This is a genomic window from Sphingorhabdus sp. SMR4y (genome assembly GCF_002218195.1).
Taxonomy (GTDB): domain Bacteria; phylum Pseudomonadota; class Alphaproteobacteria; order Sphingomonadales; family Sphingomonadaceae; genus Parasphingorhabdus.
Genome location: NZ_CP022336.1, coordinates 3,289,685 through 3,308,917, shown reverse-complemented (window position 1 = coordinate 3,308,917; position 19,233 = coordinate 3,289,685). Strand labels below are relative to the sequence as shown.

The 19,233-nt window shown below is 59.3% G+C and carries 23 protein-coding genes; 4 read left to right on the top strand and 19 right to left on the bottom strand.

Annotated elements, in window-relative coordinates; genetic code table 11:
• Positions 1–28: 28 nt before the first annotated feature.
• Positions 29–889 carry a carboxylating nicotinate-nucleotide diphosphorylase gene (nadC, locus tag SPHFLASMR4Y_RS15975; protein ID WP_089134435.1) on the bottom strand — a complete coding sequence of 287 codons (861 nt, stop codon included), beginning with the start codon at positions 887–889 and terminating at the stop codon, positions 29–31.
• Positions 890–1,075: 186 nt separating this feature from the next.
• Between nadC and SPHFLASMR4Y_RS15970 the strand changes: the two genes are divergently transcribed.
• Positions 1,076–1,366, top strand: a complete 291-nt coding sequence (locus SPHFLASMR4Y_RS15970) for a helix-turn-helix domain-containing protein (RefSeq protein WP_089134434.1) — start codon at positions 1,076–1,078, stop codon at positions 1,364–1,366.
• Between the two features lie 84 nt (positions 1,367–1,450).
• A complete protein-coding gene (locus SPHFLASMR4Y_RS15965; RefSeq protein WP_089134433.1) occupies positions 1,451–1,744 on the top strand; it encodes a GIY-YIG nuclease family protein in 294 nt (97 codons plus the stop codon).
• 191 nt (positions 1,745–1,935) lie between these two features.
• Here the strand turns inward: SPHFLASMR4Y_RS15965 and nadA are convergent, their stop codons facing one another.
• The 14 genes from nadA to leuC all read right to left on the bottom strand — a co-directional run bounded on the left by nadA (position 1,936) and on the right by leuC (position 13,585).
• Complete coding sequence (gene nadA / locus SPHFLASMR4Y_RS15960) at positions 1,936–2,949, bottom strand: quinolinate synthase NadA (RefSeq protein ID WP_089134432.1); 1,014 nt, start codon at positions 2,947–2,949, stop codon at positions 1,936–1,938.
• Between the two features lie 120 nt (positions 2,950–3,069).
• A complete protein-coding gene (locus SPHFLASMR4Y_RS15955) occupies positions 3,070–3,816 on the bottom strand; it encodes an adenylate cyclase (RefSeq protein ID WP_089134431.1) in 747 nt (248 codons plus the stop codon).
• A 107-nt stretch (positions 3,817–3,923) separates the two neighbouring features.
• Positions 3,924–4,994 carry a Kelch repeat-containing protein gene (locus SPHFLASMR4Y_RS15950; RefSeq protein WP_089134430.1) on the bottom strand — a complete coding sequence of 357 codons (1,071 nt, stop codon included), beginning with the start codon at positions 4,992–4,994 and terminating at the stop codon, positions 3,924–3,926.
• A gap of 2 nt (positions 4,995–4,996) precedes the next feature.
• Positions 4,997–5,713 (bottom strand): DUF4230 domain-containing protein, encoded by a 717-nt coding sequence (locus SPHFLASMR4Y_RS15945; RefSeq protein ID WP_260807005.1) that lies wholly within the window; start codon positions 5,711–5,713, stop codon positions 4,997–4,999.
• On the bottom strand, positions 5,710–6,582 hold the full coding sequence (locus SPHFLASMR4Y_RS15940; RefSeq protein WP_089134429.1) for an MBL fold metallo-hydrolase: 873 nt from the start codon (positions 6,580–6,582) through the stop codon (positions 5,710–5,712). The genes SPHFLASMR4Y_RS15945 and SPHFLASMR4Y_RS15940 overlap by 4 nt, the downstream gene beginning before the upstream one ends.
• Positions 6,583–6,681: 99 nt before the next feature.
• Complete coding sequence (locus SPHFLASMR4Y_RS15935; protein ID WP_089134428.1) at positions 6,682–8,478, bottom strand: M56 family metallopeptidase; 1,797 nt, start codon at positions 8,476–8,478, stop codon at positions 6,682–6,684.
• Positions 8,475–8,843 (bottom strand): BlaI/MecI/CopY family transcriptional regulator, encoded by a 369-nt coding sequence (locus tag SPHFLASMR4Y_RS15930; RefSeq protein ID WP_089134427.1) that lies wholly within the window; start codon positions 8,841–8,843, stop codon positions 8,475–8,477. Before SPHFLASMR4Y_RS15930 ends, SPHFLASMR4Y_RS15935 begins: the two co-directional genes overlap by 4 nt.
• A gap of 420 nt (positions 8,844–9,263) precedes the next feature.
• The gene (gene grxD, locus SPHFLASMR4Y_RS15925) at positions 9,264–9,596 is read right to left on the bottom strand and encodes a Grx4 family monothiol glutaredoxin (RefSeq protein WP_089134426.1); all 333 of its coding nucleotides are present in this window, start codon (positions 9,594–9,596) and stop codon (positions 9,264–9,266) included.
• A gap of 10 nt (positions 9,597–9,606) precedes the next feature.
• A complete protein-coding gene (locus tag SPHFLASMR4Y_RS15920) occupies positions 9,607–9,840 on the bottom strand; it encodes a BolA/IbaG family iron-sulfur metabolism protein (protein ID WP_089134425.1) in 234 nt (77 codons plus the stop codon).
• A 5-nt stretch (positions 9,841–9,845) separates the two neighbouring features.
• Positions 9,846–10,172 (bottom strand): DUF1476 domain-containing protein, encoded by a 327-nt coding sequence (locus tag SPHFLASMR4Y_RS15915; protein ID WP_089134424.1) that lies wholly within the window; start codon positions 10,170–10,172, stop codon positions 9,846–9,848.
• Between the two features lie 70 nt (positions 10,173–10,242).
• Complete coding sequence (locus SPHFLASMR4Y_RS15910; protein WP_186265977.1) at positions 10,243–11,244, bottom strand: NADPH:quinone oxidoreductase family protein; 1,002 nt, start codon at positions 11,242–11,244, stop codon at positions 10,243–10,245.
• A 32-nt stretch (positions 11,245–11,276) separates the two neighbouring features.
• On the bottom strand, positions 11,277–11,870 hold the full coding sequence (leuD, locus tag SPHFLASMR4Y_RS15905) for a 3-isopropylmalate dehydratase small subunit (RefSeq protein ID WP_089134423.1): 594 nt from the start codon (positions 11,868–11,870) through the stop codon (positions 11,277–11,279).
• 2 nt (positions 11,871–11,872) lie between these two features.
• Positions 11,873–12,145 carry a hypothetical protein gene (locus SPHFLASMR4Y_RS15900; protein WP_089134422.1) on the bottom strand — a complete coding sequence of 91 codons (273 nt, stop codon included), beginning with the start codon at positions 12,143–12,145 and terminating at the stop codon, positions 11,873–11,875.
• Positions 12,146–12,154: 9 nt separating this feature from the next.
• A complete protein-coding gene (gene leuC, locus SPHFLASMR4Y_RS15895; protein WP_089134421.1) occupies positions 12,155–13,585 on the bottom strand; it encodes a 3-isopropylmalate dehydratase large subunit in 1,431 nt (476 codons plus the stop codon).
• A 73-nt stretch (positions 13,586–13,658) separates the two neighbouring features.
• On the opposite strand from leuC, the gene SPHFLASMR4Y_RS15890 reads away from it, so the two are divergent.
• Together SPHFLASMR4Y_RS15890 and SPHFLASMR4Y_RS15885 are read left to right on the top strand one after the other, a co-directional pair.
• A complete protein-coding gene (locus SPHFLASMR4Y_RS15890; RefSeq protein ID WP_145955573.1) occupies positions 13,659–14,498 on the top strand; it encodes a hypothetical protein in 840 nt (279 codons plus the stop codon).
• Entirely contained in the window at positions 14,498–15,013 is a 516-nt protein-coding gene (locus SPHFLASMR4Y_RS15885) for a sterol desaturase family protein (protein ID WP_089134419.1), read from the top strand. The genes SPHFLASMR4Y_RS15890 and SPHFLASMR4Y_RS15885 overlap by 1 nt, the downstream gene beginning before the upstream one ends.
• Here the strand turns inward: SPHFLASMR4Y_RS15885 and SPHFLASMR4Y_RS15880 are convergent.
• The 4 genes from SPHFLASMR4Y_RS15880 to SPHFLASMR4Y_RS15865 form a co-directional block, all read right to left on the bottom strand.
• On the bottom strand, positions 15,010–15,876 hold the full coding sequence (locus SPHFLASMR4Y_RS15880) for a DMT family transporter (protein ID WP_089134418.1): 867 nt from the start codon (positions 15,874–15,876) through the stop codon (positions 15,010–15,012). The genes SPHFLASMR4Y_RS15885 and SPHFLASMR4Y_RS15880 overlap by 4 nt on opposite strands.
• A 3-nt stretch (positions 15,877–15,879) precedes the next feature.
• Positions 15,880–16,512 (bottom strand): glutathione S-transferase family protein, encoded by a 633-nt coding sequence (locus SPHFLASMR4Y_RS15875; protein ID WP_089134417.1) that lies wholly within the window; start codon positions 16,510–16,512, stop codon positions 15,880–15,882.
• Positions 16,513–16,713: 201 nt separating this feature from the next.
• Positions 16,714–18,201, bottom strand: a complete 1,488-nt coding sequence (locus SPHFLASMR4Y_RS15870) for a SulP family inorganic anion transporter (protein WP_089134416.1) — start codon at positions 18,199–18,201, stop codon at positions 16,714–16,716.
• A gap of 281 nt (positions 18,202–18,482) precedes the next feature.
• Positions 18,483–19,166, bottom strand: a complete 684-nt coding sequence (locus SPHFLASMR4Y_RS15865; protein WP_089134415.1) for a glutathione S-transferase family protein — start codon at positions 19,164–19,166, stop codon at positions 18,483–18,485.
• Between the last annotated feature and the right edge of the window lie 67 nt (positions 19,167–19,233).

Here is a 19,233-nt window from a genome sequence, read left to right as displayed (position 1 = left end):
ATTCCAGCCTCCGCTGGGATGACGCTTTCTACACCTGTGCAAAATCCAGCCCGATATCCGCCGCCGGCGCGCTCTGCGTCAAACGCCCCACCGAAATATAATCCACGCCGGTCTCCGCCTTGTCGCGGATCGTCTCCAGCGTCACGCCGCCGCTCGCTTCGGTCTTTACCCGTCCCCCGATCAGCGTCACCGCCCCGCGCAGGGTCGCCGGTTCCATATTGTCGAGCAGAAGATGCGTCGCCCCCGCCGCCAAGGCCGGTTCGATCTGGTCCACCCGGTCGACTTCGCAGATGATATTTTCGACGCCCGCTTCCCGGGCACGCCGGACCGCCTCGCCGACCGACCCCGCCACCGCGACATGATTATCCTTGATCATCGCCGCGTCCCACAGGCCCATGCGATGGTTCTGAGCCCCGCCCATCCGCGTCGCATATTTCTCCAGCACCCGCAGCCCCGGTATCGTCTTGCGCGTGTCGAGCAACGTGCACCCGGTCCCGGCGATCCGCCGCACATAATCGCTGGTCATGCTCGCAATGCCGGTCAGATGCTGCACCGTATTGAGCGCGCTGCGTTCGGCGGTCAGCATCGCCCGACCCTTGCCTTTCAGCCGCATGATATCGGTGCCTTCCGCCACCGCCTCGCCTTCCGCGACCAGGATTTCAATCTCCACATCGGGATCGAGATAGCGGAAAAAAGCCTCGGCAATCGGCAGTCCGGCGATCACCGCATTATGACGACTGTCCATCACGCCGGAGAATATCGCATCGGCGGGAATGACGGCTTCCGAAGTCACATCACGCCCCCCTGCCCCATAAGCCGCGCCAAGGTCTTCGGTGAGAGTGGCAGCGACGAAAGCGTCGAGGTCGAAACGATCGAGAGTGAAGGTCATATGCTCTTGTAGCCAATAGCACGCCGGGCTCAAGACAAACATGGCTGGCCGAAACTGTCATGACTTTTCGAAGGGGTCAGCTTGAGAACATCGGGTGTTTCACATATCTGATTTGAGGAATTTTGACTTTGCTCTCACCGAGCAAGCGCGGGCCGGCAACAAGATTGATTTCGGTAAGGAGGAGCAATGCCCGGGAACAAAGAGACTATGATCGCAATCCCCGCTGATCCCAATGACCCGGAAGATTTCGACGTCAGCGTCGCTGGTCTGGAACGTGCGCATATGGGCCGCTTCATCCGGGTGCTGCGTCATGACCTCGGCATGACGCAGAAGGAATTTGCCGAAACCTACGGCATTCCGCTGGCCAATATCCGCCAATATGAAATCGGCCGCCACATGCCCCCGCCCGCGGTCCGCGCCTATCTCAAGGTCATCCGCGCCGAACCGGAAGTGGTGAAGCGGGTGATGGCGGGGTAAAAAGGCCAAGGGCTGACCGAAACTGTTAATCCGTTCCACCCGTTTGTCATTCCCGCGAAGGCGGGAATCCAGCTAGAGCAGGCCATGCCCCGCACCTATTACGTCTATATTCTCGCCAGCCAACGGAACGGGACACTCTACATCGGTGTCACCAGCAATCTCGCCGCCCGCATCTTCGCCCATCGAAACGGCAAAGCTTCAGAATTTACCAAGAAATATCGCGTGACGAGGCTGGTCCATATCGAACCGTTTACCGATGTCCGCGATGCCATCGCCCGTGAAAAGGCGCTCAAGAAATGGAACCGAGGATGGAAATTGCGGCTGATCGAGGAGAGCAATCCGGACTGGGATGACTTGTTTGACACGCTCAACGGATGATAGGGCCGAAAGATAGCGCCAACTGGATCCCCGCCTGCGCGGGGATGACAAGAGAGCTCTAGTCCCTAACAGCTGTGTCATTCCCGCGAAGGCGGGAATCCAGATTACGCGATTTCCACCCCTAAATATGCCCGTTCCGGACTACGGTTCCACTGATCCTGGAAAATCACTACCATGAGTGGCTGGAAAACCTACCCCTCATGCGCCAGATCAGCCGGCCCCAGGTCCCCCTGCCCGACCGTCGCGCTCGCCATTTCCATCATCTTGTCGATCGACTTGCGGGCCTGCAGGCGCAGTTCCTCGTCCATCTCGATGCGTGGCTCCAGATCGCGGAGCGCCACATAGAGCTTCTCCATCGTGTTCAGCGCCATATAGGGGCAGATATTGCAGTTGCAGTTGCCGTCCGCACCGGGCGCGCCGATAAAATTCTTTTCCGGTACCGCTTTTTCCATCTGGTGGATGATATGCGGTTCGGTGGCGATGATGATCGTGTCGCCGTCAAATTCCTTGGCATATTTCAGGATCGCGCTGGTCGAGCCGACCATATCCGCGTGATCGAGAATATAGGCGGGGCATTCGGGATGCGCGGCCACCGGAGCGCCAGGATGCTGCGCCTGCAGCTTGAGTAGTTCGGTCTCGCTAAATGCCTCGTGAACGATACACACACCCGGCCAGAGCAGCATGTCGCGGCCGGTTTTCTTGGCGATATAGCCGCCGAGATGCTTGTCGGGGCCAAAGATGATCTTCTGGTCGAGCGGAATCTGCGAGAGAATATGTTCCGCCGACGAACTGGTGACGATGATGTCGCTCAGCGCCTTCACCTCGGCCGAGCAGTTGATATAGGTCAGCGCGATATGATCGGGATGCTCGTCGCGGAACGCCTTGAACTTGTCCGGCGGACAGCTGTCCTCAAGCGAACAGCCGGCGTCCATATCGGGCAGCACGACGATCTTCTCCGGCGACAGGATTTTCGCCGTTTCGGCCATGAACTTCACGCCGCAGAAGGCAATCACGTCGGCATCGGTTTCCGCTGCCTTGCGCGACAGTTCGAGACTGTCGCCGACAAAATCGGCAATATCCTGAATCTCCGGCTTCTGGTAATAATGGGCGAGGATGATCGCATTGCGCTCCTTGCGCAGCTTGTTGATTTCCTCGACAATGTCGACCCCGGCCAGGCTGCCGCCAATTCCACCACGTGCGTCCATTTTTCATTCCTCTGTCATGCGTGCCCGGTTCATATAGGAAGCGAAATGGCATTTGTCTTGTGTCGAACGCCCGTCAGCACGAAAATTGGCGAAATTATTCGCATGCCATGGCCGCCAGCCTCAGCCGGATGCGGCAATCGAATCAGCAAGTTGCTGAAACGGCGGATAGAGGGCCAGACCGGTAATCCCCACGTGCACGGCGGTCACGATCACACCGCTTGCCAGCGTTGCCGGATGGATCGCTCCCGCTATTGTCCGGTCGTGCCTTGCCAATATGGCGACGAACAGCAGCTGGATAATCAATATGATCCACTCGCCCCAGCCCCCGAGCAACGGCATCGGCAGCAAGCGGCCAAAGGCCGGCTCCAGCGCGATGATAGTGGCGCCGGTCATGATCCGGCGATGCCACTGGGTCTGCCGCCGCAACACGATCGCCCATTCTACCATGGCGGCGAAAACGACCAGTTCGACAAAGGTCAGGGCCAGAAAATAGCTATTGTCGAAAAAGGACGGAAAGCGTTGCAGCCGCACCGCCATATAGCCGGTGTAAAATCCGCTGGCGCATATCGTCAGCGCCAGGACGCCGCCAAACCAGCCAATCTTGCGATGCAGGGCGATATTGCCGCGCTGGACAAGCAGATTCTGCGCAACCAGTAGCCCCAGCCACGCCAACATCAAGACAGCGTGCAAATGGACCCAGACGGGCACAGCAGGCAAATCAACCATGCCCCGCGCACTGAATTGGGCAAAGCCGAAGACGATGACCGCAGCCAGGACGATCGACATCCGGACAAAAAATTGCTGGTCGCGCGCAAAGCCCGCCGCCGGCTGCGCAGCCGATCTCGCTATATTGTCTGTAACCCCCATATTCGCAGCTCCCGAGAAAATCCCCTTGAAGCAACCCTGACCCCATCGGGATCAATCGCGAATATAGCGCCAGTCAGACACAAATGTCCATCACGGCGATTCGCCATTCAGGGGGCGGCGCGAAACCGCACGATCCGGTCGGTCACTTTCTGCTCGGTATCCATCCCGCCCAGAATATAATAATATCCTCCGGCTTTCGCGAGACCGCGATGGTCCATGCTGGGTTCTGCCAGCCGTCCCAGTTCAATCCACCGGTCGCTTTTCAGGTCATAGGCGAAAAAGCCGCCCGATGGCTTCGCCGGCACGCCATCATAGCCGATGCCGTCATAATTATAGGGATTGTCGCCGCCCCCGGCAAATATGATCCGCTCGCCGGCTTCGTCACCGATTGCCGCCATCCGGTATTTCGCCAGGCCGGAATGGGCGTCGACGCCGCGCCAGTTGATCTGCGTTGGATTTTCGGGATCGATATCGCCGCGCCAGGTCAGCTTCGCCGCGACAAATTTGCGTTTGCCATCGGCAAAGACGGACGCCACGCCGTCACTGACGATGATGCTGTTGCCCGCTATGCCGCCGCTATGGCCAAAGACAGGCGTGCCGGGAAAGGCCGTGGCCTCGGTCCAGGCACCGGTCTGGGTATCGAACAGCTGCACCACACTGACATTGCCTTCGTCATGCCAGCCGGAGATCAGATAGATGAAACGGTTCTGGTAAGGCACAGCGAGCGCGTCATCGACCGGGGTCGGCATGTCGGCCACTGGCTCGTAGCGCCCGGTCGCCGGGTCAAAGGCAAAAACCTCCGGCGTGGAGAGCTCGTCGCCGTTGGCCGCAACCGTATAGCCACCGAAAATATAGATTTTCCCCGCCACAGTCACCGCGGCACTGGCCAGCCGTCCTTCCTTGACCGGGACGGACGCGATGATCTTGCAGGTCTCCGTCGCGAGCACACAGGCAAAGGCAGCGTTGCTCGTGTCTTTCCAGCTCTTGCCCGCTTTCAGCCCGTTGAAACTATAGAGGGTCGGGCCGTCCGGTCCGTCGGCAACCGCCACGGCATTGTTGGAAATCGGTTCCGGCAGGACAAATCCGGCGATTTCCGACTGTGGTTCCGGCTGCGGACTGCGTTCGCATCCGGTCAGCATCAGTCCCGACAGCATGATCGCCACCCACATGTCCCGCATCGTCACTCTCCCGCTTCCCTTTTCTGTTTCTGCTCCGCCAGCACCTCCCGGATCGGCCGCGAATAGTCCCACCGTTCCTTGTAGCGGCTACGCTCGTAAGGGAAAAAGGCGTCAATCTTTGCTTCCACACCAGCAGCCTGCAACGGCACCGCAAAATTATGCCTGACGGCACGGCGCGCGGCCTCTCGGGCGAGCCGCAACTGTACCGGATTTTTTGCCTGTTCGGCCAGTTCTGCAACGCCCTTCTTCCGGTTGGCCTGATCGAGGACATTTTCCGCGTCGGTAAGCGCCATCAAAATGCCGCCATCATCATAGGTCTGGATCCGGTCGATATGGGCCTCGGGCCGGGCGATTTCGATCGCCGGGATCTCGACATAGAGCGTGTTGTCCCGCGCGTCCCAGCGGACATCATCAGCACCGAGCTTGGCCAGATCCAGTTCGTAGCGCACCGTTCCCGGCATGATCAGGGTTTTCCGCGCGGACAGCCCGAGCCTGCTCAACGTGGTGGTGACAGTGGCATTGTAGCTGGCGGAGAAGACTGTCAGCCGGTTCTGCTCCTGCATATGGGTCAGGCTGGCATCGGCAATCGACATCGGATCGGGGGCGATGCTGGTTTCGACCCGCGCAAAGAGCAACCATGCCAGCGCGCCCAATATGATGAATATCACGCCGGCAACCGCGACCGCAATCCAGAGGCGGCGTGACATTTCGACCGTCATCCGGCCATCGCCCAGACGTCACCAGACTGCGTCACCTGTCCCTTTTTCTTGAGGTCGATCAGATGCGCGCGCACCGATTGACCCGCAGCACCATTGAGCCGCGGATCGAGCCCCTTGTACATGCGCGGAACCATGTCAGTGATCACCGCCGGGCCTTCCTCCAGCAGCTTCAATATCTGCCGTTCGCGCTGCTTGCGATGGCCCATCATCCCGCGCACGAGCTGGCGCGGATTGGTCACCTTCTTGCCATGGGCGGGATAATAGACCTTGTCCTCGCGTTCATAAAGCTTCTGCAGGCTTGCCATATAGTCGGCCATATCGCCATCGGGCGGGACAATGACGCTGGTCGACCAGGCCATCACATGATCGCCGGTAAACATCGCACCGGATTCCGGCACCGCGAGGCAGAGATGATTGGACGTGTGCCCCGGCGTCGCCACCGCTTCGATGGTCCAGCCGTCACCGGAAACCGTCTCGCCATCGGCCAGCACGCGGTCCGGCTGATACTCCTTGTCAAAACTCTCGTCGGCGCGCGGCCCGTCGTCGGCCAGCACCAGCGGCGCGCAGCCAATGATCGGCGCACCGGTGCGCGCTGCCAGCGGCGCGGCGGCGGGACTATGGTCGCGATGGGTGTGGGTGCACATGATTGCCGTGATCTTGGCCTCGCCGACCGCTGCGATAATCGCATCGATATGCGCGTCAATCGCCGGGCCGGGATCGATCACCGCGCGATCCGATCCATTGCCGACAATATAAGTCTGGGTGCCGGTATAGGTGTAGGGGCTGGGATTGCCGGCCAGTACGCGGGCGACCAGCGGTTCCATCTGCTCGCACAGACCGGTGGGATATTTCGAAGGGTCAAAGTCCATGGCAATGATGTGGCATATCCAGCCCATAAAACAACCACGAAAAAGGGCGGTCCGCGAAACGAACCGCCCTCATGCCCCGTGATACACGGTTTCCCCGGCCTATATCATCGCCAGCTGGGCTTTTACCTTCGCAATGCTGCGGTCGATTTCCTGGATCTTTTTCGTGCGCTCAACATCGCTGTCATCACATTTTTCCGCCTCGGCCCGTTCTTTTTTCAGCCCCTTCAACGCTGCGCCGAGGATCGCGGCCTTGTCGATTTTGACCTCAAACCCGCCGCATCCGGCCACCACGGCCCAGGCCTGCGTCGCCAGTCCATTCTCGCCGCCCATGGCGATCTGCTTGTTCATCGCCACGCAATCGGGGCCGTTGACCTTGACGCTGGTTGCAGAGGACGCCGTGCTTCCCTTGCTATAGAATATCGACGAGATGCGGGAGACGGGTGTCATCTCTTCAGCCGCTTCGCGCTTGGCTTCTCTGGCTTCCCGCTGCGCTTCCCGGGCTTCCGCCAGAGCCTCGCGCCGGGCTTTCTCGGCTTCGCGCATCGCTTCACGGACCTCTCGCTGCGCTTCCCGCCACTCCTGCTTCATTTCTTTCTCGGCGAGCGCCAGATCCCGCTCGACCTCGCGCATGCTCGCTTCCATGTCCCTGCGGTCCAGTCCTTCGTCGCGCAACGCCTTTTCCGCCGCGAGCCGGGATTTTTCCGCTTCGGCAACCATCTCGCGAATTTCTGTCTTGCTCAGCTTTTTGTCGGTCCGCAGGATGACAGTACGGCCATCATGCTTGACCTTGTGCACATAATCTTTCGACAAATCGGAATTCTTGCGGCCGTTGAGCATCGTGATGTTGACCGTGTCGCTGTCGGCTAGAGGGGCAACCGGAGCGACAGGCGCCGCGGGTGGCAGCGGTGCCGACGGCGCGAGCGGCGCAACCGGTGCCATTGGCTCCGGAACGTCCAGCGGCTGAACCGCCTCTGCATAGGTAACGGTCGCGGTCAGCGGCAATGTCACCACCGTGGCAACCGCAACCAGTCCGGCGCCCAGCTTTCGCCTCAGCGAAGATTTCTCCGATCGGCCGAGCATCTTGAGGCGTCCCTTTATCTTGTCTTTCTGGTTCAGCGGACTGGCCAGCCCCAGACGGTGACCGGATGCCGACTTGGCAATCGTCCGGCCATAGACAGCGCGGACGTCGCGGCCGCTTTGCGCCATGATGCGCGCGTCGCATGCGGTTTCCTGATCCTGCCGGAATGCGATCCAGGCAAACCAGGCGACCGGGTTGAACCAGTGCAGCGCCAATATCGTCAACCCGACAAAATTGGCCGCCAGATCGCCCGATTCATGATGGGCAATCTCGTGCTCCAGCGCCAGGTCTCGCTCGCGCGGCGCATAGTCGCGGAAGAAATTCGTCGGAACCGCAATATATTTTTCAAACAGGCCGAACGCCAGCGGACCGCTAATCGCCGCCGTTTCCAGGATTTTGATATTCTCGTGCCGTCCGATCAGGCGTCCGTCGGATACGATATCCTCCCGGAACTGCAGATAGGCCGCCAGCTTGCTGATGAACAGCAGGCCCGCCCCGCCAAGCCAGATGACGATTGCGATCATCGACCAGTCGAAAGACGCCATCGCGCTGAAGGCGGTAGTCTCTACCGGCACGGTGGCAACCATTTCCGAACCCAGCGCCATGGGCGCCAGCGCGGCGGCGGGCTCGGAGACGGCGGGTGCCTCGAGCGTCAGCGTTGGCATGAACAGGCGGGCGAGCGGCAATATCCACAACAGATAGGCTATGCGCGCCCCGAAAAAATGACTGACCGGTTTGCGGATCATCAACACCAGCAGCATCAGCAAGGTCATCGACACCATGGTATCCCAAATCCATTGGTTCAGTTCGCCGCTCATTTTTTCAACTCCCTCAAAAGCTCTTCGATTTCGCGGATGTCGTCGGCGCTCAGTTCATCGGCCTCCGCCAGATGCGCAACCAAAGGTGTGACCTTTCCCCCGAAAAGCCGATCCACAAAATTTCGTGATACGCCGGTGAGATAATCATCCCGTTCCACCAGCGGAGAATAGAGAAACCGACGACCGTCGAGTTCGGTGCCGACCACTGCCTTTGCGGCCAGCCGGGACAACAGGGTCTTGACCGTCTGAAGCGACCAGTCCTTCTCCGCAACAACCTGTTCCGCCACTTCCATTGCGGTCAGGGGAGCGCGCTTCCACAGGACTTCCATGACGGCATGTTCAGCATCGCTAATGCGCTCGGTCACGGTTCCGGTCCCTCCCTTTTTGACTCGTCAGTGACTACATTTGTAGTTTCATCGACTACGGATGTAAACAGTCAATCGCGGGATCGATGTCGCTGGTGGATGGTCAGCGGTCGTTGGTCGAAAACCGACGCTTGTCGGAATATCTTACAATTTTACAACCGTTAACAGGGCCGAAACCATTTAAGATTTTGAAAGACGGGGATTTTGTGAAACTGGCACAGGGGATGCAACCTGTTTGGTGTCTTTAATACTTCACACCCAAATCCTCCTTGCAGGAGGTATAATGAGGGGGGCAAACTTACTGGTCTTCGTTGCCCCCTTTCATTACCGAATTCGACGAAACTTACCCCAAAGAAAAACGGCCCGGTCCTCCTAGACCGAGCCGTTTTTTATTTCATCACATCCCTTCCGGGATCAGGGTCAGGCCTCGGCGGGAGCGACCTTTTTCTCGGCCATCAATTCGCCGAGCTCTCCAGCCTCGTACATTTCCATCATGATATCGCTGCCACCGACAAATTCGCCTTTGACATAAAGCTGCGGAATGGTCGGCCAGTCGGAATATTCCTTTATGCCCTGGCGGACTTCCATGTCCTGCAACACGTCGAACGATTCAAATGCGACGCCCAGATGTTCGAGGATCGCAACGGCGCGGCTTGAAAAGCCGCATTGTGGAAACAGTGGCGTACCCTTCATGAACAGCACCACGTCGTTGCTGGTAACCACGGATTCGATTTTCGCGTTTACATCGCTCATATATATTCTCCTATTCGGGAACCGTTGTGGTGAGCTGCAATGCGTGCAGTTCACCACCCATTTTTCCCTTCAGTGCAGCATAGACCGCTTGATGCTGCTTGACCCGGCTCATCCCGGCAAAGGAAGCGGAGCTCACCTTTGCGGCATAGTGATCGCCATCTCCGGCAAGATCGGTGATTTCTACCGATGCGTCGGGAAAGGCTTCCAGGATCATTGCCTCGATATCTGCGCTGGCCATCGGCATCGGGCTTAGCTGGCCTCTTCGATAAACTGGCGGCGGGCTTCTACCATCTTGTCGGACAGGGCGGTCCGAATGGCCGCTTCGTCCATGTCGACGCCGGCGGAGGTCAGATCACCCAGAAGCTTGCGAACGACATCTTCATCGCCCGCTTCCTCAAAATCAGCCGCCACGACTTCCTTTGCATAGGCATCGGTTTCCTCAGCGGTCAGCCCCATCTTCTCTGCGGCCCATTGACCGAGCAGGCGATTGCGCCGCGCGGTGATCCGGAACTGCATTTCTTCGTCGCGCGCAAACTTCGTTTCAAATGCGTGTTCGCGATCCTTAAAATCTGTCATGAGCTTCCCTTGAACTGAGTTGGTATAAAAATAGGCATCAGCAAAGCCCGCCGCAAGTGCCGAGGGGCAATCAATCGGCGACCTTTACCACCAATTTCCCGATAGCGCCACGATCTGCCATTTTCTGGATGGCCTGCCCGGCATCTTCAAACGCGAAGACTTCCGACACGCGAGGCTGGATCTTGCCCTGATCCCAGAGCTTGAACAACCGGTCGATATGGGCGCGATTGCCCTTCGGGTCGCGCATGGCATAAGCCCCCCAGAACACACCGCAGACATCGCAGGATTTGAGCAGGGTCAGATTGAGCGGCAATTTCGCGATCCCGGCCGGGAAACCGACTACGAGAAAGCGGCCTTCCCAGGCAATCGAGCGGACAGCCGGCTCACTATAGTCACCGCCAACCGCATCATAGATCACATCGGCACCATTGGGGCCGACGGCGGCCTTGAACTGGGCGGCCAGCGCCTTGGACTGGTCCTTGTCAAACGGAGCGCGTGCGTAAACCACGGTTTCGTCAGCACCCGCTTCTTTCGCGAAGGCGGCTTTCTCTTCGGACGAGACGGCAGCAACAACGCGCGCGCCAAAGGCCTTGCCGAGCTCGACGGCGGCAATGCCGACACCGCCGGACGCACCAAGGACCAGCAGCGTGTCCCCTTCCTTGATATGACCGCGATCAACCAGCGCGTGAATCGATGTGCCATAGGTCAGCAGCAGCGCCGACGCGTCCTCAAAGCCGACACTGTCGGGAATTTTGAACACGCTGTTCTGGTCGGCAACAACCTTTTCGACCAGACCGCCGTGGCCAGTGGTCGACGCGACGCGGTCACCGACCGCCAGACCCTCAACACCTTCCCCGACAGCGGCAATGACGCCGGACACTTCGCCGCCCGGCGCAAAGGGCCGTGGTGGCTTGAACTGGTACATGTCCTGGATGATCAAAACGTCGGGATAGTTGATCGAACAGGCTTTGACGTCGATCAGAACCTGCCCCTTGCCTGCGACCGGATCGGCCACATCGAGCATTTCAAGCGTATCGGGTCCGCCCACTTTGGTTGACATCAAAGCCTTCATATCATTCCCTTCCTTGGAATTGTTTTCTGCCGCTAGGCAGCCACCGGCTTGAGCCAGGGCTGAGCAGAATCATTATGTTTCTCGTGCCGCTCTATGGCATCGGATTTCGCCAATGTCAGGTCAATTTCATCAAGCCCCTCTACCAGGCATTGGTGGCGGAAGGGATCCATGTCGAAAGGGAAACGGTCCTGGAATGGCGTGGTTACGCTCATGCTCTCCATGTCGATCGTGATCGGGTCGGTTTTGGCAACCTCCATCAACCGGTTGATCGCTTCCTGCGGCAGAGCGATAGCCAGCAGGCCGTTCTTGAACGCATTGCCGGCAAAAATGTCGGAAAAGCTCGGCGCGATCACGGCCTTGATCCCCATGTCGTCCAGCGCCCATGCAGCATGTTCACGGCTTGATCCGCAACCGAAATTGTCACCGGCGATCAGAATCGAGGCGCCGGCATATTCCGGATCGTCAAAAACATTGCCTTCCTTCGCCCGGATCGACTCGAACGCGCCTTCCCCGAGGCCTTCCCGCGAGATCGTCTTCAGCCATTTGGCCGAGATGATGACATCGGTATCGACATTTTTCTGGCCAAAGGGAATGGCGCGGCCTTCAACATGTTTGACAGGTTTCATCTTTATTTTTCTTCGCTTTTGTTGACAGAGCCGGTTTCGCTGTCGTCATCATAATCCGGTTCATTTTCATATTTCGGCAGCGGCTTGCCCTTTGCCGCCTTGAAATCATCATGTTTTTTCATCTGGTGCCGGCCGGCGTAAATAAGCGCGGCGGCTATCGCAGCCGACCCGATCGCCGCACCGACCTTTACCCCGGTCGACCATTTGCCGGCATCATTGTCGGTGGAATCCTCATCCTTCGTGGACGGTGCGTCCTTTTTATTGTCGTCGCTCATTTCAACCTCTCATTTCGTCAGTTCGCGCACGTCGGTCAGCTTTCCCGTCACCGCCGCTGCTGCGGCCATGGCCGGAGACATCAGATGCGTCCTAGCACCCGGTCCCTGCCGTCCAACAAAATTGCGATTGGAAGTGGATGCACAGCGTTCGCCTGCCGGCACCTTGTCGGGATTCATGCCGAGACAGGCGGAGCAGCCCGGCTCGCGCCATTCAAAGCCGGCCTCGGTAAATATCCGGTCCAGCCCTTCGGCTTCGGCCTGCGCCTTGACCAGACCCGAGCCCGGCACGACGATTGCCCATTTGACATTGTCGGCCTTCTTGCGCCCGTCCAGTATCGAGGCAGCGGCCCGCAGATCCTCGATCCGGCTGTTGGTGCAACTGCCAATGAAAATATTCTCCACCGCAACATCTTGCAGCGCCTGACCGGCTTCAAGCCCCATATAATCCAGCGACTTGCGCGCGGCATCCTGCTTGGACGGATCGGCGAAGCTGTCCGGCGACGGTACCACGCCATTCACCGGCACGACATCTTCCGGGCTGGTGCCCCAGGTCACGGTCGGCGACACGTCGGCGGCGTTGATCGTCACGCTCTTGTCAAATGTCGCACCTTCATCGGTCGGCAGAGTCTTCCAATAGGCCAGCGCCGCATCCCAGTCAGCCCCCTTGGGCGCCATCGGACGGCCCTTCAGATAGGCGAAGGTCTTCTCATCCGGGGCGATCAGGCCGGCGCGCGCGCCACCTTCGATCGACATGTTGGAGACGGTCAACCGGCCCTCGATCGACATTTGTTCAAATACTTCGCCGCGATATTCAATAACATGACCAGTGCCCCCCGCCGTGCCGATCACGCCGATGATATGCAGGATCAGGTCTTTCGGGCTGATACCGGGACCGAGCAGCCCCTCGACCCGGATTTCCATCGATTTCGAGCGGGTCAGCTGCAGCGTCTGCGTCGCCAGCACATGTTCGACTTCGCTGGTGCCGATGCCAAAGGCCAACGCGCCCAAAGCACCGTGCGCAGCGGTATGGCTGTCGCCGCAGACCATGGTCGTGCCCGGCAGGGTAAAACCCTGCTCCGGACCGATGACATGGACAATGCCCTGGTTGATATCGCTGGCACCGATATATTTGATGCCAAAGGCCGGCGCATTGGCTTCCAGCGCCTCCAGCTGCGCCGCACTCTGCGGATCGGCGATCGGAATCTTGTTGCCCTGCGCATCGAGCCGCGCCGTGGTGGGCAGATTATGATCGGGAACCGCGAGCGTCAGATCCGGTCGCCGCACCTTGCGGCCCGCCTTGCGCAGTCCTTCAAAGGCCTGCGGGCTGGTCACTTCATGGACCAGATGCCGGTCAATATAGATCAGCGCCGTTCCGTCATCCCGTTGATCGACGACATGGGCGTCCCAGATTTTCTCGTAGAGGGTTTTTGCTTTTGTCATAAGGTCCTGTTTTCCCGATATGGGGTTTCGTTTAATCAGATCAATTGGCCGCGCAAGTCAGAAGTGGCTTCAATTGCCATTCAAATGGGCCTATCTTCGCCAGATGATTATCATTCGCTCCCTCCTGATCGCCCTGCTGGCCCTGTCCGGCACCTCAATCCTGGCGCAGGATAACGCCGGATCCAGCACCGAAGACCAGGCGCTGCAGCTGGCCCTGGACCGCGGGCTCGATCTGTATCGCCACGATCAGGCCGCCTGGCACACGACCGACGCAATGCGGGAAGATATCGAGGATCTGGACGGCAGCGGAATCCGCGGATGGGTCGTCACCAACGTGGAGACCGGCCTGCTGGTGACCTTCTGGAAACCCGAAGGTGACCGTTTGCAGGGCGTATATTCGGCGGTCTGGGGCGATGGCAAGGTTAGCGATCGCAGGATTTTGGCCGGTGAGGAGGCTGAATTGAGTGCGACACAGATTGAACTGATAGATGCGAGCAGAGCAATTGATGCATCGGCTCTGGAGAGGTGCAGCAAATCCCCTTTTAATCTGGTTACCCTGCCTGCCGCGAAAGCAGGCGACCCCATATTGGTCTATTTGCTGACGCCGCAGACCGGCTGGGATTCGATTCCGCTGGGAGGGCATTATCGTTTTTCGGTGGAAAATGGCACAGTGATTGACCAACGAAAATTCATGAACAGCTGCTTCGACATGCCTGTCAAAGGAGACAAGAAAAACGAACCTGTCGCGTTTGGCATTACACATTTCCTTGATCCCGTCCCGACCGAGATTCACGTCTTTTCCGTATTTGCCGCCAAAAAGCCGCTTTACGTAATCACGACGCAGAATGAGTTGCAGTGGGTGACTGAAGTTAGCGGTGGTCAACCGCGCATACGCAGATTGGATGAGGAATAATGAGCCTGCTCGCCATCCTCGCCACCGTCCTGGCTTCCGTCATCGCGATGGAATGTGTCGCCTGGGCGAGCCACAAATATATCATGCACGGTTTCGGCTGGGGCTGGCACCGCGACCATCACGAGCCGCATGACAACAAGCTCGAGAAAAACGACCTTTACGGCATCGCCGGCGCGGTGATGAGCATTTCGATGTTCGCCATCGGCAGCCCCCTGATCATGGGCGCAGCGGCGTGGGAGCCGGGCACATGGGTTGGTCTTGGCATTTTGTTCTACGGCATCATCTACACCCTGATCCACGACGGCCTGGTGCACCAGCGCTATTTCAAATATGTGCCGAAGCGCGGCTATGCCAAGCGGCTGGTACAGGCCCACAAGCTCCATCATGCGACGATTGGCAAAGAAGGCGGCGTGAGCTTCGGTTTTGTCTTCGCCCGCGATCCGGCAAAGCTGAAGGCGGAACTCAGGGCGCAACGCGAGGCCGGGGTTGCGATTGTACGGGATGCGGCCGGTTAGGTCCGGCCACCCCTGATCGACGCCCAACTGGTCAGCCCGATACCGGCGAGAATTATCAGCCCTCCGATCAGCAATCGCGCTGTCAATATTTCGCCCAGCAAGATCACACCCCCCAGAGCGGCGATAGCGGGAACCGATAGTTGCGATACGGCGGCGCTGGTTATCGATATGCGGGCGAGCATCATATACCACAGGACATAACCCAGAGCCGACGTCACACCACCCGAAATCACCGCCATCAGGACGCCCGTCCCGGTGAACATGGACCAGTCGACGAAGGGGAACAGCATCAAGGTCAGCAGGCTGGCACCGATGAAATAGCGCGCCGTGGTCAGCGACGGGTCGCCAACTGTCTTTCCTGCCCAGCTCGATACGCCCCACGCCATCCCTGCGCAGATCATCGCCACCGTGCTCAGCAGCGGCGGCGCCGTTGCGCCGGGCATCATCAGATAGACCAGACCGACCAGAGCGATAGCCGCTCCGGCCAATTGTCCTTTCGACGGGATAATCTGCCGGGTGAGACCGATGACCTGCATGGTGATCTGCCCTGCAGGAAACAGGATTAGCGCACCGAGCCCCGCATCCAGACCGATATAGGCCCAGGAAAAAGCCCCGGCGTAAACAAACAGGGACAGCGCGCCGACGAGGTCGCGGCGCTGCGGCCGGACGGACTGGCCTTTCTGCTTCCCGATCAGCAGCGCGAGGACGATAGCCCCCGCGACCAGCCGCACTATCGTATAGCCGGCCCAGTCGATCTGTTCGCCCGCAAGGGCGGCACGCGCCAGCAGCGAATTGCCGGCAAAGGCGGACAGCGTAATGGCCAGCAGACCGCCGGTCGCCAGTCTGCCTTCGATTTTAGCCATGGCTCAACGCGGCCGGGGCAACAACACAGGCCCGCCCAGTTCCACCGTTTTCTGATAGCCCGGCCGCGCCGCCAAAGTCTCGAAATAGCGTTTGCAATTCGGACGGCTGTCAAGCTGCCCCAGCGCGGCACGGCCCTCCAGCATATAATGCAGGTTGATATCGGCGCCGGTAAATTTGTCGGCGACGAGGAAGTCCTTGCCTTCCAGCTCGATCTCGAGATGGTCGAGCAGCTTCGCCACTTCTGCGTTCAGAAACCCGCCCAGAAGATCGGGCAGTCCACCGACCATCGGCGCGATGCCGGTAATGATGAAGCTCATTCCCATCGTGCCCTCGGCAAAATGCAGCCATTCGAGATATTTCGCCCGCTCCGGGTGATCGACCGGGACGCCGAGCGCACCATCGCTGTGCCGCTCGACCAGATATTCGATGATCGCGGCGGATTCGACCATCACATGGCCGTCCACTTCCACCGTCGGCGCCTTGGCCAGCCGGTGTATCTCGCCCAGTTCCGGCGGCGAACGCCGGGTGGCCGGATCGCGGGCATAGCGGATCATCTCATATTCGATCCCGCCCTCCTCACAGAGCCAGATGATGCGCGACGAGCGGGAAAATTCGAGATGGTGCAGCTTGATCATGTGGGGCTCCTTTAAAACTTTTCCGCAGATGTGCGGCAATGGCGGGGCCTGGTCAACAGAACATTGTGCGCCGCACCTGATGCGAAACTCTGTGGCCAAACGGAATCTTCAGCCTCCATGGCTCCGCATCAGGTGCGGAGCACAGCAACACTTCACAATCAGCGCCCCTGCCAGCGCACGGGCACACCCCGGGGCGAACCGCTAGTGCCCGACGACCCCCAGGCTTTCGAACGGCTTGTCATTCTCGCTATATTTCTCGACCAGAGTAGCGCTCGCCTGGTTCATGCCGATCAGCTCAACCGTCTTGCCCTCGTTTTTCAGCCGGTCAACAATCTTGTCGAGCATGCCGGTCGCGCTGATGTCCCAGAAATGCGCGTCGTGGACATCGATGATGACCTTGTCGATGCCTTCCTCGTTAAACTCCATCGCCTCGTACAGCATGTCGACCGAGCCGAAGAAAATCTGGCCGCCGAACACATAGCGGTGCGTTGTGACCTCGACGAAATCCTGGATCGTGACCAGTTGCCGCACTTTCCAGGCAAAGAAGATGCCGGACAGCAGCACGCCGGTCAGGACGCCGATCGACAGATCATGCGTCGCCACGACCATCACCACGGTGGCGATCATCACCACGTTGGACGGCCAGGGATGATGGGTAATTTCGGTGAAGCTTTTCCATCGGAAGGTGCTGATCGAGACAAAGATCATCACCGCAACCAGTGCCGGCATCGGGATTTGCGCGACCCACTGGCCAAGCCCGACGATCAGTATCAGCAGCATGACACCGGCAACAAAAGTCGACAGCCGCCGCCGGCCGCCCGACTTGATATTGATCACCGACTGGCCGATCATCGCGCAGCCGCCCATGCCGCCGATCCAGCCGGTAACGAAATTGGCAATGCCCTGGCCATAGGTTTCGCGCTTCTTGTCGCTGCGGGTCTCGGTCATGTCGTCGACAATCGAGGCCGTCAGCAAGGACTCGAGCAGACCGACCGCCGCCATCGCCAGCGAATAGGGCGCGATGATCTGCAGCGTTTCCCAGGTGACCGGCACCTGCGGGATATGCAGCCAAGGCAGGCTGTCGGGCAGTTCGCCCATGTCGCCGACGGTAAACACATCGGCGCGGAAATACATGCTGACCCCGGCCAGCACGACGATCGCCGCCAGCGGCGACGGTACCAAAGTGGTGATCTTGGGCAGGCCGTAGATGATCGCCAGTCCCGCCGCGATCATCACATAGGTCTGCACGGTAAAGGCCTCGCCCGTCATCTGCGGGATCTGCGCCATGAAGATCAGGATCGCCAGCGCGTTGACAAAGCCGGTGATCACCGAGCGCGAGACAAAGCGCATCAGCAGGTCGAGCCGCAGCAGCGCCGCGATTCCCTGGAAAATCCCCATCAAAATCGTCGCGGCGAACAGATATTCGACGCCATGGTCGCGCACCAATGGCACCACCAGCACCGCTACCGCCGCGGTGGCCGCGCTGATCATGCCAGGCCGCCCGCCGACCAGCGATATGATCACCGCGATCGAGAAACTGGCATAAAGCCCGACCCGCGGATCAACCCCGGCGATGATCGCGAAGCCGATGGCCTCGGGGATCAGCGCCAGCGCGACCACCAGACCGGCCAGAAATTCGGTTTTCGGATTGGACAACCAGTCGCGCTGAAAATCGCTGTGAATTGCCATGGGCTGTCCTTCGTCAATATCTGGGATATGCTGCGATGCAACATTGGAATGTGGCGCCTTTGCCGGAAGGCCGGGATTCAGTCAAGTTTAGAGACCGTATCCGGGAACCAGCCTGGCAACAAAATTGTGCTCCGCACTTGATGCGGAGCCGTGCCGTCACAACGCCATCTCTGGCCTCCAGCGCTCCGCATCAAGTGCGGAGCACAAAGTCGCGCCGACCATTCCCCGTTAGTGGCGAGCCTGTCGAACCACGCCTGGCGACCAACGGCTACTCCCCGACCTTAACCCGCCCGATAATCCGCCGTCACCGTGGCCACCGCGGCAATTTCCTCCTCATGACCGATCTCGCGCTGCGTTTCGGCCAGCGCCTGCCGTTCCCATTCCCGCATCGCCGGATGGGCGATGATATGATCGACCCACGCACGGCCTTTCACACCAATATCGAGATCAAAGCTCCGCACCCGATAGGCGACCGGCGCATAATAGGCGTCGACAATCGTGAACCGCTCCCCCGCCAGCCACGGCCCGCCGAAATCATCCAGCCCCTGCGCGAACAGCTCGCCGATCCGCTCGATATTGCGCTGCAGGCCCGGCTCGATCTGGTGCAAATCGGCCCGCACACCGATATTCATCGGGCAGATATTGCGCAGCGGCGCGAAGCCTCCGTGCATTTCCGCCGCCGCGCAACGCGCCCATGTCCGCGCCGCCTCATCTTCCGGCCAGCAGCCCGGATGCCGCTCCGCCAGATATTCCATGATCGCCAGCGAATCCCAGATCGTCCGGTCTCCGTCCTTCAGACAGGGCACCTGACCATTGGGCGCAAATTCCCGGAACCGTTCGTAATTATCCTCTTCGAAATAGACGATTTCATCCTCAAACGGGATATCCAGCGCCTTCATCAGGACCCAGGGACGCAGCGACCAGCTCGAATAGTTGCGGTTTGCAGTGATCAGGGTGTAAGTCATAAATCTGTTTTCTTTGGTCTGTAAGGGCCAGCCTCATTCGCACTGCGCCATGCTAGCACCGACAACA

Coding starts and splice junctions, on each gene's coding strand:
- nadC (WP_089134435.1), bottom strand. CDS start 889: ATGACCTTCACTCTCGATCGTTTCGACCTCGACGCTTTCGTCGCTGCC.
- SPHFLASMR4Y_RS15970 (WP_089134434.1), top strand. CDS start 1,076: ATGCCCGGGAACAAAGAGACTATGATCGCAATCCCCGCTGATCCCAAT.
- SPHFLASMR4Y_RS15965 (WP_089134433.1), top strand. CDS start 1,451: ATGCCCCGCACCTATTACGTCTATATTCTCGCCAGCCAACGGAACGGG.
- nadA (WP_089134432.1), bottom strand. CDS start 2,949: ATGGACGCACGTGGTGGAATTGGCGGCAGCCTGGCCGGGGTCGACATT.
- SPHFLASMR4Y_RS15955 (WP_089134431.1), bottom strand. CDS start 3,816: ATGGGGGTTACAGACAATATAGCGAGATCGGCTGCGCAGCCGGCGGCG.
- SPHFLASMR4Y_RS15950 (WP_089134430.1), bottom strand. CDS start 4,994: ATGCGGGACATGTGGGTGGCGATCATGCTGTCGGGACTGATGCTGACC.
- SPHFLASMR4Y_RS15945 (WP_260807005.1), bottom strand. CDS start 5,713: ATGACGGTCGAAATGTCACGCCGCCTCTGGATTGCGGTCGCGGTTGCC.
- SPHFLASMR4Y_RS15940 (WP_089134429.1), bottom strand. CDS start 6,582: ATGGACTTTGACCCTTCGAAATATCCCACCGGTCTGTGCGAGCAGATG.
- SPHFLASMR4Y_RS15935 (WP_089134428.1), bottom strand. CDS start 8,478: ATGAGCGGCGAACTGAACCAATGGATTTGGGATACCATGGTGTCGATG.
- grxD (WP_089134426.1), bottom strand. CDS start 9,596: ATGAGCGATGTAAACGCGAAAATCGAATCCGTGGTTACCAGCAACGAC.
- SPHFLASMR4Y_RS15920 (WP_089134425.1), bottom strand. CDS start 9,840: ATGCCGATGGCCAGCGCAGATATCGAGGCAATGATCCTGGAAGCCTTT.
- SPHFLASMR4Y_RS15915 (WP_089134424.1), bottom strand. CDS start 10,172: ATGACAGATTTTAAGGATCGCGAACACGCATTTGAAACGAAGTTTGCG.
- SPHFLASMR4Y_RS15910 (WP_186265977.1), bottom strand. CDS start 11,244: ATGAAGGCTTTGATGTCAACCAAAGTGGGCGGACCCGATACGCTTGAA.
- leuD (WP_089134423.1), bottom strand. CDS start 11,870: ATGAAACCTGTCAAACATGTTGAAGGCCGCGCCATTCCCTTTGGCCAG.
- SPHFLASMR4Y_RS15900 (WP_089134422.1), bottom strand. CDS start 12,145: ATGAGCGACGACAATAAAAAGGACGCACCGTCCACGAAGGATGAGGAT.
- leuC (WP_089134421.1), bottom strand. CDS start 13,585: ATGACAAAAGCAAAAACCCTCTACGAGAAAATCTGGGACGCCCATGTC.
- SPHFLASMR4Y_RS15885 (WP_089134419.1), top strand. CDS start 14,498: ATGAGCCTGCTCGCCATCCTCGCCACCGTCCTGGCTTCCGTCATCGCG.
- SPHFLASMR4Y_RS15880 (WP_089134418.1), bottom strand. CDS start 15,876: ATGGCTAAAATCGAAGGCAGACTGGCGACCGGCGGTCTGCTGGCCATT.
- SPHFLASMR4Y_RS15875 (WP_089134417.1), bottom strand. CDS start 16,512: ATGATCAAGCTGCACCATCTCGAATTTTCCCGCTCGTCGCGCATCATC.
- SPHFLASMR4Y_RS15870 (WP_089134416.1), bottom strand. CDS start 18,201: ATGGCAATTCACAGCGATTTTCAGCGCGACTGGTTGTCCAATCCGAAA.
- SPHFLASMR4Y_RS15865 (WP_089134415.1), bottom strand. CDS start 19,166: ATGACTTACACCCTGATCACTGCAAACCGCAACTATTCGAGCTGGTCG.